Raw genomic sequence first — 12,468 nt, 5'->3', positions numbered from 1 at the left:
GTTCGTCTGAAGAGCATTGGAAACGCCTCCACGACACGATTGTTCCATTTAATCAGGGTTAGGGAACTTTTTCGACTTTGCCGTAAACTCAAGTTACGACCGCATCTCCCACGATCACGATGTGCAAGGCGCGGGGTCCATGCGCCCCGAGCAGTAGCGTCTGCTCGATGTCGGCCGAGCGTGAAGGTCCGGTGATCAGGTTGACTGTTCGGGGCATCGCGTCCCCCTCGGCAGTGCGCAGATTGGCCCAGAGGCTCTCCATGTCGCCGACGATGTCAGACGCCGCGACGACGACGATATGGTGGTCGGGCAGGAAATTCAGCGTCACCGGATTGTCGGGGCCGGAGAGCACAAACAGCGTACCGGTCTCGGCAATACCGCCAAAGGCATGGCTGACAGCGACGAGGTCGTTGCCATCAGAGGCGCCATTCAGGATCTCAAGCGCCCCGGCACTCTGCCAGGGCAGGTTCACAAGCCGGTTGTCTGCGCCGATCCGGATCGAGGCCGGCAGATTACGCTGCTTCAGATACTCGGCGACCGACTGCGGCAGGGTCTCGCGCGAGGTGAGCCGCTCCGTCGTCGCATTGTATTTCTCGGCCATGGCGATGAAGAGCGCGAGCCGCTCCTCGGCCGGCAGCTGGCCGCGCTTCGGGATAATCCCGCGTGGACGCTCGGCAAGCCGTGTCGATACGGTTGCGGCACGATCAGTGTCGCCTGTGCTCACCTTCAGCGAGGTGCGGATGCGGGAAAGAATGGCCTGGCGGCTGTCCATGGGTCAGGCTCCCTGCTTCTGACGTGCGGCCCATTGCTGGGCAAAGGTCTGTCCCTCCGGTGCCGGCAGATCGCGGACGCTGGTCCAACCCGAGGCGAAGGGGAGGGCGGCGATCCGCCCGCGTCTGCCGCCGAGAACGGACAGCATGCGCGCACCGATGGAGGTCGCCAGCCGGTAGAGCTTCGGCCGCTTGGCGAAAAAGGCCCAGACACCCAGTCCATAACGCGCCGTGGCCGGGTTGAGATGCTTTTCGAACTCACGCTCGCGCCAGTGCCGCATCATCTTCGGCAGCGGAATATGCATCGGGCAAACACTTTCGCAGCGCCCGCAAAAGGTCGAGGCATTCGGCAGATGCCCTGAGACGTCGACGCCGAAGAGAGACGGTGTCAGAACAGCTCCCATCGGTCCCGGATAGACCGAACCATAGGCATGGCCGCCGACCGCGTGATAGACGGGACAGTGGTTCATGCACGCGCCGCAGCGGATACAGCGCAGCATGTCCTGGAATTCGCTGCCGAGCATGGCGGTACGGCCATTGTCGAGCAGGATGACGTGATACTCCTCAGGTCCATCCGGATCTTCGGCCCGGCGCGGTCCTGTCGAGAAGGTCGTGTAGACCGAGATGTCCTGGCCCGTCGCAGAGCGGGCGAGAAGCCTGAGGATTTGCGAGCAGTCCTCCAGCGTCGGCACCAGCTTTTCGATCGAAGCGACGACGATATGCACCTTCGGCAGCGATTGGGTCAGGTCGCCATTGCCCTCATTGGTGACGATGACGGAAGTGCCGGTTTCGGCGATCAGGAAGTTGGCCCCGGTGATCCCAACATCGGCCTGGAAGTAGCGCTTGCGCAGCACCTGCCGCGCCTCCGATAGCAGCGTTTCCGGTGCCGCCAGATCGCGCTTCGGGTCGAGATGCGTATGCACCCGGCGGAAATCCTCTTCCACCTGCTCCTTGTTGAGATGCACCGCCGGCGCAATGATGTGGCTCGGATGTTCGCCGCGAAGCTGGATGATGTATTCGCCGAGATCGGTCTCGACCGGTTCGATCGCATGCTCGGAGAGGAAGTCGTTGAGGTTGATTTCCTCGGTGATCATCGACTTGCCCTTGGTCACGGTCTTCGCCCCGACCCGCCGGCAGATGTCGAGCACCAGCCGGCGCGCATCCTCGGCACTTTCCGCCCAATGCACATGCCCGCCTGATGCCGTCACCTTGCGCTCATAGGCTTCGAGATAGAGGTCGAGATGGGCGAGCGTATGGTTCTTGATCTCGCGGCCCTTGTCGCGCAGGGCGTCGAATTCGGGAAGGGCGGCCACGGCGGCCGCGCGCTTGGCGATGAAGCCCTTCTCGACATTGGTCAGCGCTTTCTGCAACTGGCCGTCGGCCAGCGCTCTGGCGGCATTGTCCTTGAACTGCGGGGCGGTGAATTGCATGCCTTCGTCCTCCCTTCGTGTCTGTTATTTGCCACTGCCGGCAATCGGCCGCCCGTCGGTCATGCCGGCCAGCACCTCCGCAACATGCCGCACCTCGATGGATGAGCCCTCGCGCTTGAGCTTGCCCGCCATGTTCATCAGGCAGCCCATGTCGCCCGCAAGCAGCAGCTCGGCGCCGGTCTCGGCAATCATCGCCGTCTTCTTCGAGACGATCTTGCCGGAGATGTCGGGATACTTGACGCAGAAGGTGCCGCCGAACCCGCAGCAGACATCCGGCCCTGCCATTTCCTTGAGGTCCAGCCCCTCGACGCTCGAAAGCAGTGCGCGCGGCTGTTTCGATATGCCGAGCTCGCGCAGGCCCGAACAGCTGTCGTGATAGGTCACGGTTCTGTCGAGCTGCGCCTGTACGCGTGTCATGCCGCGCACGTCGGTCAGGAAGGAAACGAGCTCGAACACCTTGTCCGAGAAGCGCCGACAGCGCTCCTCCCAGAGGACGTCGCCCTTGAACAGTTCGGGATAGTGCATCTTCAGCATCGCGCCGCAGGAACCCGAGGGCACGACGACATAGTCGAAGCTTTCGAACTGCTCGATCACCTGCCTTGCCAGATCGCGCGTATCCTTCGTGTCGCCGGAATTGTAAGCCGGTTGGCCGCAACAGGTCTGGGCGAACGGCACATGCACGTCGCAGCCGGCATCTTCGATCAGCTTTGCCGCCGAAAAGCCGACGCTCGGCCGGAAGAGATCAACCAGACAGGTGGCAAACAGGCCGACCTTCGGCCGCGATTGGATTTCGCTCACGCTTTCGTCTCCGTCTTGGAATTGCCGGTGCGGGTGCCGCGCCCATCACGCCGGATCAGCCGCAGTTTCGCGACCCGTCCCCATTCGCCGGCGCGCGCGCTTTCATCCGCTGCCCGCATGACGAAGTCGATATGCGCCTGGGCCGCAGCCTTGGCGCCCGCCGGGTCGCCGGCCAGGATCGCGTCATGGATTGCCACATGCTGGTCCAGAAGCTGTTCCCGCGCATTGGGCAGCGAGAAGACGGCCTTGCGATTGAAGAAAATACCCTCCGACAGCAGCCGATAGCAGGCCCGCATCGTATGCAGGAGGATGATGTTGTGGGCGGCTTCACCAACGGCATTGTGGAATTCGACATCTGCCGCCAGTTCATCATCCGGCTCCTGGGTCCCATGGGCATGACGCATGTCCTCGATGATCCGGGACAAAAGCGCCTTGTCGGTGTCCGTCGCCCGCTGGGCCGCCAACTCCGCCGTCAGCCCCTCGAGCTCGCGCCGATATTCAAGATAGTCGCGCGTGGCGCGGGCATGCCGCGAAATGAGATCGGTGATCGGCTTGGAAAAGACCTGGCCGATGATGTCGGCAACGAATGTGCCGCCGCCATGATGGCTGACCAGCAGCCCTCGGTTCTCCAGTTCTTTCAGCGCATCACGCAGGATCGGCCGGGAGACTTCGAGTGATTGCGCCAGTTCTCGTTCGCCCGGCAACCTGTCGCCATCGCGCAGTACGCCGTCGAGGATCAACAGCTCGATCTGCTGCACCACCTCGTCAGCCGTGCGGCTGTGGCTCACGCCGGAAAACAGTGTCTGGTCGCTTTCGATCATTCCTCGCTCCATGCCGTTTCATAGCAAGCAGAGTGACAAGTGGTCAACTTTCTTGTCCAGTTGACTATTCGGCAATTCCATTCAAAGCGGGGCTGTGACGTTTGCACCTTTGCGCTGAGGCGGACGCACTGCTAGCTTGTCGTCCGGGCAAGGGAGACGGTCGGCGTGGCAAAGGGTGATTTTGCATTTCCAATGGCGCCGGAACGGGCGCTGGCACTCGGCGAAATCCATGCGCGACCCTACGCGCTGGTCAAATCCGGCCGCGTGATCTTTCAGCTTGCCTTCATGATGGATGGCGGCTCGGCGGTCCATCATGCCGCGATATCAGAACTGTCCCGCGCTCGCGGCGTCGCCCCGCCAGAGAAGAACGGGCGCTATCACTCGCTCGCCTGGGGGCAGGGGACGCTGCGCTGGGAGCGGCATACCGAGTTTTCCACCTGGTTCTGGGACGGCCCGCTGCCGGAAAAATTCGGTGGCGAAGTGCCCGTCCATCCCTTCGGCGACGGCTTCATGGCCCCCGGCCCGCTGATTTCGGGCATCCGTCTGGAATTGAGACCCGAGGGTCCGGAGACGCTGGAAGCCCGCAACATCTTCGATCCCGCCAGCCTCTGCTACAGCGAGTTGAAGAACGGTCAGGCTGCCGTTCTCACCGACTTCCGCCAGGATGGCCACGGGCTCACCCAGATCCTCGTGATAGACAGAGGCATGACCGAGGCCGGTCGCGGCGCCGTCGTCCAGCGCCTGCTCGACATCGAGACCTATCGCACCATGGCCATGCTTGGCCTGCCGCTCGCCCAGACGCTGTCGCCCGAGATCCGCCGCATCGAGGACGGCCTGACCGCCGTCACCCAGCGGATGAAGGCCCATGCCCGCGACGAGTCCGACGAGATGCTATCCGAACTCACGCGTCTAGCCGCCGAGCTCGAAGCCAATGCGGCGCTCAGCCTCTACCGTTTCGGCGCAAGTCGCGCCTATGACGGCATCGTGCGCGAGCGCATCAAGACGCTGGATGAAACGCCGGTGCCGGGCCACGAAACGCTGGGCGCCTTCCTGGAGCGTCGCCTCGCCCCCGCCATGCGTACCTGCCAGTCGGTCGAGGAGCGCCAGGCCAACCTCTCGCGAAAACTCTCGCGCGCCACGGCGCTGGTTCGCTCCTGGATCGATGTCGAGCTGGAACGCCAGAACTCCGACCTGCTGACCGCCATGAACAGCCGCGCCGAAATGCAGCTGCGCCTGCAGCAGACGGTCGAAGGCCTCTCGGTCGCCGCGATTTCCTACTATGTCGTCGGCCTCGTGGGATACGCCGTCAAGGCCATCCCGCATGACGCTCTGCCCTTCGACCCGGCCATCATAACCGGCCTTTCGGTGCCGCTCGCCGTACTCGGCGTCTGGTGGGTGGTGCGCCGCATCCGGAAGAGCCATGAGCGGGACGGCTGATGAGCTCTTGCTGACGCGCCCTGCCGATCGATATAAGATCGCGCAAAGCGGCAGGTAACGGGCAGAATGGCGAAGCAGACCAAGGCGAAACTCGACAAGAAGGGGCTATCAGGCCTTGGGCTCGAGAAACTCGTCGATATCCTTCTGGAGGAAGCTGCCGCCAACAAGGCGTTGAAGGCCCGATTGCAGACGGCGCTGGCCGGCGAGACCGGCCCGGACGAGATGGCCCGCCTGATCGACAGGCGCCTCGACGCCATCGACCAGGCAACGACCCGCATCAACAAGGCGCGGGCGCGCGACATGGCCGTCGAGTTCGCCGCCCTTGCGCGAAACATCCTCTCGGAACTCGGCTTGGTCGAGCCGCAGGCAGCGGGGGAACGCATCCTGCGCTTCATCGGATTGCGGTTTTCGCTCTCGGCGCGCCTTGTCGCCGATAGTGCCCGCCTGTGGAAGGTCTTTGACGACACCGAGCTTGCCGCCCTTGAACTGATCAAGACAGTGGGCGCCGAGGAGCAGGCACTCTTGGTCCCGCAGATCGAGCGTCTGCGTCTGCGCGATCGCTACGGTGAGCATACCGGTTTCCTGCGCGCCCTTGCCGGTGTCGTTTCAGCCCCGGCGGCGACGGCATGGCGCAAGGTTCTGGCGGAGGTCGTCCCCTCAGAACCCTTGAAGCTCGGAGCCCTTGATCTCCTGCAGTCGCTGGCTCTGCATCAGGGCGATATCGACGATTTCCTCGCGCTGGAACGCCAGAAGCCTGACAATCGCCGCGATACGCTCGCCGTGGCCAGCCTGCTGCATCAGACCGGCCGTTTCGAAGATGCGCTGGAATGGGTGCGCGAGCGCCCGCGCGGTATGCGCCTCATCCCGGTCAATGGCGTGCTCGCCTCCGTCGGACCCGATTGCGGCGCCCATGAACGCCGTCTGCTGGAAGCCGAAATCCTCGAAAAGCTCAAGCGTCGCGAGGACGCCCAGGAACTGCGCTGGCGCGAGTTTACTGAGACCCTCGATCCATCCGTGCTGAAGCTCTACCTCTCGAAGCTCGACGATTTCGCCGAGTTCGATGAACTCGACCGGGCACTGGCGCTGGCTACGGAGCACGAGGACATCTACCTCGCCCTCGATTTCTTCCTCGCCTGGCCGCGTCTCGATCTCGCCGCAGCCCATGTCCTGCGCCACAGCCACGACTGGGAAGGCCGCCACTACGACGACCTCGCCCCCGCCGCTGAAGCGCTTGCCGCGAGAGAGCCGCTGGCCGCCGTTGTGCTCTACCGTGTGCTGGTCGAGGATATCCTGCGGCGCGGCATCGGCATGGCCTACCCTTATGCCGGCCGTTATGTCGGCGAACTCGCACGCCTCATGCCGAACCTGCCCGAAGGCCACGGCCTCTCGACGCATGCTGCCTTTCTTGCAGAGCTCAGGCGCAATCATTCGAAGAAATACGGTTTTTGGAGTTCGGTGCCGGGTGGGTTGTCGGCGCCGTCCTAGCGCTCCCAATATGGCACCGGCCCGTAAAGCTCTGCAAGATAGTCGATGAACAGCCGCACTTTGGCCGGCAGGAACTGGCGGCTTGGATAAACGGCCGACAGCGCCACATTGCGCGAGCTTTCATACTGCGGCAAGACCTGCACCAGCTTGCCGCTCTTCAGTTCCGCGCCGACGTCCCAGGTGGAGCGCAGCGCAATGCCGAGGCCCGCGATGACTGCTTCGCGGAGCACTTCGCTGGAATTGGTGATCAGCATGCCCTCCGGCCTCAGTGTCACCGGTCCGTTCGGCCCTTCCAGGCGCCAGGAATCGTGGTTATGCGCCGGCAGGCAGCGGTGCTTCTTCAGGTCATCCAGTGTCGCAGGCGTCCCGTGTTCGGCGAGATAGTTAGGCGATGCACAGAGCACGCGACGCACCGGGGCGAGCCGGCGCGCGACCAGCGAGGAATCGTTGAGCTCCGCAATACGAATGGCGAGGTCGAAGCCGCCGCCGACGATGTCGGTAAACTCGTCCGACAGCACCAGATGGATCGCCAGATCCGGATGCGCCTCCATGAAGGGCTTCAAGTGCGGCGCGACATGCATGCGGCCGAATGATGTCGATGCCGAGATCTTCAACGTGCCGTTGACCTCTGACGAGCGGCCCGAAGCGAAGGCCTCTGCCTCTTCCAACCCGCCAAGCACCGTCAGCACCCGCTCGTGAAATCCTTGGCCCGCCTCCGTCAGCGAGATCTGCCGCGTCGTGCGCTGCAAAAGCCGCGTGCCGAGCTTGTCCTCCAGCCGCTTGATGCGCTTGGAAACAACGGCAGGCGAAAGGCCGAGGTCGCGCGCCGCGGTCGACATGCTGCCGGCCGCGATCACCCGGACGAAGACTTCGAGATCACCGAGATTGGTCATGAGTGGCTGCCATTTTTTCCGATTTGGTCATAAGTGCATAGCATTTGCCCTGCGAAAGTCCTAGTGGTAAGAAAATTAGACCAGTTGAGTGGCGGACGTCCTGCCGCTAGGATCGCGGCACATGGGGAGGAGACCATCATGAGCGAGGCCATCGCCTTTCTGCCGCCGAGAGCGCAAGTCCTGTCGCGCCGCGCCGAGATCCTTGCCGACCTGAAGGAGCTGGTGCCCGCGGGTCGCCTTGTCGCCGAGGAGACGGCGCTGGTGCCCTTTGAGACCGACGGTTTCATCGCCTATCGCCGCCGCCCGCTCGCCGTCGTCCTGCCGGAGACCACAGCGCAGGTCGCGGCCGTGCTGAAATACTGCCATCGCTACGGCATTCCCGTCGTCCCGCGCGGCGCCGGCACCTCGCTGTCGGGCGGAGCCATCCCGCAGGAGGACGCCGTGGTCCTCGGCCTGTCCGCCATGACGCGCATCCTCGAGGTGGACTACGCCAATCGTTGCGCCACGGTCCAGGCCGGCGTCACCAACCTTGCGATTTCTGATGCGGTCGGCGCCGACGGCTATTTCTACGCCCCCGATCCGAGCTCGCAGCTCGCCTGCACCATCGGCGGCAATATCGCCATGAACTCCGGCGGCGCCCACTGTCTGAAATACGGCGTCACCACCAACAACCTGCTCGGCGTGAAAATGGTCCTCGTCGATGGCACGATCATCGATCTCGGCGGCAAGCATCTTGATGCCGAGGGCTACGACCTGCTCGGCCTCGTCTGCGGTTCGGAGGGCCAGCTCGGCGTTGTCACGGAAGCGACCGTCCGCCTGCTTGCCAAGCCCGAAGGCGCACGCCCCGTGCTTTTCGGCTTCGATAGCGCCGAGGCCGCCGGCTCCTGCGTCGCCGATGTCATCGGTGCCGGCATCATTCCGGTTGCCATCGAATTCATGGACAAGCCGGCCATCGAGATCTGCGAGGCCTTCGCCAAGGCTGGCTATCCGCTGGATGTCGAAGCGCTGCTGATCGTCGAGGTCGAGGGATCCGAGGCCGAGATGGACGCCATGCTGGCCTCGATCGTCGAGATTGCCAAACGCCATGGCGTGAAGACCGTGCGCGAAAGCCAGTCGGCGACGGAGGCCGCTCTTATCTGGAAAGGCCGCAAATCCGCCTTCGGCGCCACCGGTCGCATCGCCGATTACATCTGCATGGATGGCACCGTGCCGCTCAGCCAGCTCGCCTACGTGCTGCGCAAGACCTCCGAGATCATCGACCGCTACGGGTTGCGCGTCGCCAATGTCTTCCACGCCGGCGACGGCAACATGCACCCGCTGATTCTCTACAATATCAATGACCCTGATGACGCGGCGAAAGCCGAAGCCGCCGGCATGGAGATCCTCAAACTCTGCGTCGATGCCGGCGGCTGCCTGACCGGTGAACATGGCGTGGGTATCGAAAAACGCGACCTGATGCTGCACCAGTTCAGCCAGATCGATCTTGACCAGCAGATGGCCGTGCGCTCCGCCTTCGATGCGGACTGGATCCTCAATCCCTCCAAGGTCTTTCCGCTGGAGGGCAGGGGATGATGCTCATGTCTCTCGTGTCCCTGGCTTACCCCCCTCTGCCCTGCCGGGCATCTCCCCCTCAAGGGGGGAGATTGGCTGTGGCGGCCGCTCGATCCTCCGCGTCCGTGACGAAAGCAGGAGTTGCCGTGGTGCTAAAATCCATGAACCACGACCGACCGCTTTCGATTTTTGTTGAAGGGCGCGGCACCTGCTGTTTTCCGATCTCCCCCCTTGAGGGGGAGATGCCCGGCAGGGCAGAGGGGGGTAGGCTTTCGCCGCGACATGAAGGGGCCACCCCATGCTGACCCCCGCAACCGAAGCCGAAGCGGCAGACATGATCCGCGAGCACGCGGCCAGCAAATACCCGCTCAAAATCCGCGGCGGAGGCACCCGTGCGGGCTTCGGCAATGCCGTCGCCGCAGAAACCACCCTGTCCTCTGCCGGCCTCACAGGCATCGTCGAATACAACCCCGCCGAAATGGTCATCACCGCCCGGGCGGGAACGCCCGTGGCCGAGATCGAGGCAGCCCTTGCCGAAAACGGGCAGGGCATGGCCTTCGAGCCCATGGACCATCGCGGCGCCATGGGCACCTCCGGCACACCCACCATCGGCGGCCTCTTTGCCGTCAACAGTTCGGGTCCCCGTCGTTTCACGGCAGGGGCCGCCCGTGACCACCTGCTCGGTGTCCGTTTCGTCAATGGCGCCGGCGATGTCGTCAAGGCCGGCGGCAAGGTGATGAAGAACGTCACGGGCCTCGATCTCGTCAAGCTGCTCGCCGGTTCCCACGGCACGCTGGGCTTCCTCACCGAAGTCACCTTCAAGGTCCTGCCGGTGGCGAAGACCTCGACCACCCTTGTTCTCTCCGGTCTTGAGGACGAGCAGGCGATGAAGGCGCTCGCCGCCGCCCTGTCGCTTTCCGTCGAAGTCTCGGGTGCCGCCCATCTGCCGGAAAGCGTGCGCGGCCGCTTCATCGGTGGCAAGCTTCCGGAAGGTGCCGCCACCGTGATGCGCCTGGAAGGCCTGGAGGCCTCGGTTGCCGTGCGGGCCGAAAAGCTGGCCGTGGCCATGGCAGGCTTTGGCCCGGTCAGCCGCCTTGACGCGGAGCACTCGAAGACCCTCTGGCGCGAAATCCGCGATGTCATGCCCTATGCCGATGGCACGGCGCGCCCGCTCTGGCGTGTGTCCATGGCGCCATCGGAAGCTTGGAAGCTGGTCGCCGGCTTGCGGCTGCGCGCCGGCATCGATGCCTATTACGACTGGCAGGGCGGGCTCGTCTGGATGCGCATGGAGGCCGATCCCGAGGCCGAGGTCTTGCGCCACGGCATCCGCACTCTTGGCGGCGGTCACGCGACGCTCGTCAGGGGCGCTCCCCAGATCCGCGCCGAAGTCGCAACCTTCGAACCGCAGGCTTCGGCGGTGGCTTTGCTTTCCGCCCGGATAAGGGCAAAACTCGATCCGCACGGGATCTTCAATCCCGGGCTGATGACGTGAAGGAGTTTTGTCATGACTGATCCCAATTACCAGCCGCCCGCGACCTCCGGAGGCGAAGGCTGGTTCTCGCCGGGCCGCCTCAATGTCCAGGTGGTCTACTGCCTCTATCTCGTCAGCTTCGTCGTCGGCCTCACCGGCATCGTCGGGCTGATCATGGCCTATGTGAACCGCGGCAAGGGCGAGCCTTGGGTCGATACCCACTACACCTATGCCATCAGGACCTTCTGGATCGGACTGCTTTACGCCCTGATCGCCAGCATCCTGATGCTCGCCTTTATCGGCATCATCCTGATCTTCGCAGTCGCCATCTGGATCGTGGTGCGCTGTGTCATCGGCCTGCAAAAGGCCTCGGCCGGCGAACCAATTTCCCGTCCTGAGAGCTGGTGGATCTGAAATCGCGTGAACGGAGCGGTCGTGCTGGCCGCCCCCATGGAGGACTAGCGTGCAAACCAATTTCACCGCCGAGCAGCTCGCCGATCCCCATGTCGCGGAAGCCGAGAGCATCCTGCGCAAATGCGTGCATTGCGGCTTCTGCACCGCCACCTGTCCCACCTATGTGACGCTCGGCAACGAGCTCGACAGCCCGCGCGGCCGCATCTACCTGATCAAGGATATGCTGGAAAATGGCCGTCCGGCGGACGAGCAGGTCGTCACCCATATCGACCGCTGTCTCTCCTGTCTCGCCTGCACCACGACCTGCCCCTCCGGCGTCGACTACATGCATCTGGTCGACCACGCCCGCATCCACATCGAAAAAACCTATCGCCGCCCGCTGATGAACCGGCTGACGCGCAACATGCTGGCCATGGTCCTGCCCTATCCGGGCCGCTTCCGCCTGGCCTTGAAACTCGCTGCCCTCGGTCGCCCCTTTGCCGGCCTTTTCGACCAGGTCAAAGCCCTGAAGCCCATGGCCGCGATGCTCAGGCTCGCCCCATCGAGCGTTCCACCATCGTCTGATTTCGCCAAGCCCGCAACCCATCCTGCGGCCGCCAACCGCCGTGGCCGTGTGGCGATCCTCACCGGCTGCGCCCAGCCCGTCCTCGATCCCGGCATCAATGAAGCGGCGATCTCGCTGCTGACCCGCCTCGGCGTCGAAGTTGTCGTGCCCCAGGGCGAAGGCTGCTGCGGTGCGCTTGTCCACCATATGGGCCGCGAAGAGCAGGCGCTCGACAGTGCCCGCCGCAATGTCGATGTCTGGACCCGCGCGATCGAAGACGGCGGTCTCGATGCGATCATCGTCACGACCTCGGGCTGCGGCACGACGATCAAGGACTATGGCCACATGCTGCGCCTCGATCCGGCCTATGCGGAAAAAGCGGCTCGGGTCTCGGCGCTCGCCAAGGACGTTACCGAATATCTCTCCACCCTCGATCTGCCGATTGCGGAGACGAAGGGCCTGACCGTCGCCTATCATTCCGCCTGCTCCCTGCAGCACGGCCAGAAGGTGACCATGGCGCCGAAACTGCTGTTGAAATCGGCGGGTTTCACGGTGAAGGACCCGCCGGAAGGCCATCTCTGCTGCGGTTCTGCCGGCACCTACAACATCATGCAGCCGGAGATTTCGGCGCGGCTGAAGGCGCGCAAGGTCAAGAACATCGAGTCGACGAAACCCGACATCATCTCTGCCGGCAATATCGGCTGCATGACCCAGATCGGTTCCGCCACGGGCATTCCGGTTGTCCACACGGTCGAGCTGCTGAACTGGGCCTATGGTGGGCCGCGACCCAAGGCGCTTGATCGCCGGGCGTCGGTTTGAGCGAATTGTTAAGCGATTGCTGCAATAATTGTCCC

Annotated in this window: 11 protein-coding genes; 6 read left to right on the top strand and 5 right to left on the bottom strand. The window is 63.8% G+C overall.

Going from position 1 to position 12,468, the window contains the following annotated elements; translation table 11 throughout:
* Window positions 1-88 precede the first annotated feature (88 nt).
* From AC1PUL_RS13785 to AC1PUL_RS13770, 4 genes are read right to left on the bottom strand one after another with little or no spacing between them, the layout of a single operon-like run.
* Complete coding sequence (locus tag AC1PUL_RS13785) at window positions 89-772, bottom strand: LutC/YkgG family protein (RefSeq protein WP_480464727.1); 684 nt, start codon at window positions 770-772, stop codon at window positions 89-91.
* Window positions 773-775: 3 nt separating this feature from the next.
* Complete coding sequence (locus tag AC1PUL_RS13780) at window positions 776-2,200, bottom strand: LutB/LldF family L-lactate oxidation iron-sulfur protein (RefSeq protein ID WP_480464726.1); 1,425 nt, start codon at window positions 2,198-2,200, stop codon at window positions 776-778.
* 24 nt (window positions 2,201-2,224) lie between these two features.
* Window positions 2,225-2,998, bottom strand: a complete 774-nt coding sequence (locus AC1PUL_RS13775; protein WP_480464725.1) for a (Fe-S)-binding protein — start codon at window positions 2,996-2,998, stop codon at window positions 2,225-2,227.
* Window positions 2,995-3,819 carry a FadR/GntR family transcriptional regulator gene (locus AC1PUL_RS13770; RefSeq protein ID WP_480464724.1) on the bottom strand — a complete coding sequence of 275 codons (825 nt, stop codon included), beginning with the start codon at window positions 3,817-3,819 and terminating at the stop codon, window positions 2,995-2,997. The genes AC1PUL_RS13775 and AC1PUL_RS13770 overlap by 4 nt, the downstream gene beginning before the upstream one ends.
* A 165-nt stretch (window positions 3,820-3,984) precedes the next feature.
* Between AC1PUL_RS13770 and AC1PUL_RS13765 the strand changes: the two genes are divergently transcribed.
* Window positions 3,985-5,256: a DUF3422 family protein gene (locus tag AC1PUL_RS13765; RefSeq protein ID WP_480464723.1), complete on the top strand. Its 1,272-nt coding sequence runs from the start codon at window positions 3,985-3,987 to the stop codon at window positions 5,254-5,256.
* A 66-nt stretch (window positions 5,257-5,322) separates the two neighbouring features.
* A complete protein-coding gene (locus AC1PUL_RS13760) occupies window positions 5,323-6,741 on the top strand; it encodes a DUF6880 family protein (RefSeq protein ID WP_480464722.1) in 1,419 nt (472 codons plus the stop codon).
* On the opposite strand, the gene AC1PUL_RS13755 is transcribed toward AC1PUL_RS13760, so the two are convergent.
* Window positions 6,738-7,634: a LysR family transcriptional regulator gene (locus AC1PUL_RS13755; protein WP_480464721.1), complete on the bottom strand. Its 897-nt coding sequence runs from the start codon at window positions 7,632-7,634 to the stop codon at window positions 6,738-6,740. The two genes, AC1PUL_RS13760 and AC1PUL_RS13755, sit on opposite strands and share 4 nt — an antisense overlap.
* 138 nt (window positions 7,635-7,772) lie before the next feature.
* Here AC1PUL_RS13755 and AC1PUL_RS13750 point away from each other — a divergent pair, with 138 nt between their 5' ends.
* The 4 genes from AC1PUL_RS13750 to glcF all read left to right on the top strand — a co-directional run bounded on the left by AC1PUL_RS13750 (window position 7,773) and on the right by glcF (window position 12,433).
* Entirely contained in the window at window positions 7,773-9,206 is a 1,434-nt protein-coding gene (locus AC1PUL_RS13750) for an FAD-linked oxidase C-terminal domain-containing protein (RefSeq protein WP_480464720.1), read from the top strand.
* A gap of 277 nt (window positions 9,207-9,483) precedes the next feature.
* Window positions 9,484-10,677 (top strand): FAD-binding protein, encoded by a 1,194-nt coding sequence (locus AC1PUL_RS13745; protein WP_480464719.1) that lies wholly within the window; start codon window positions 9,484-9,486, stop codon window positions 10,675-10,677.
* A 12-nt stretch (window positions 10,678-10,689) separates the two neighbouring features.
* Complete coding sequence (locus AC1PUL_RS13740; protein WP_480464718.1) at window positions 10,690-11,070, top strand: DUF4870 family protein; 381 nt, start codon at window positions 10,690-10,692, stop codon at window positions 11,068-11,070.
* Window positions 11,071-11,119: 49 nt separating this feature from the next.
* Window positions 11,120-12,433 carry a glycolate oxidase subunit GlcF gene (glcF, locus tag AC1PUL_RS13735; RefSeq protein WP_480464717.1) on the top strand — a complete coding sequence of 438 codons (1,314 nt, stop codon included), beginning with the start codon at window positions 11,120-11,122 and terminating at the stop codon, window positions 12,431-12,433.
* Window positions 12,434-12,468 lie beyond the last annotated feature (35 nt).

It is taken from the genome of Rhizobium sp. P43, assembly GCF_056730705.1.
The sequence above is the reverse complement of the archived record's forward strand: the minus strand, read 5'-3'. Positions and strand labels throughout refer to the sequence as shown.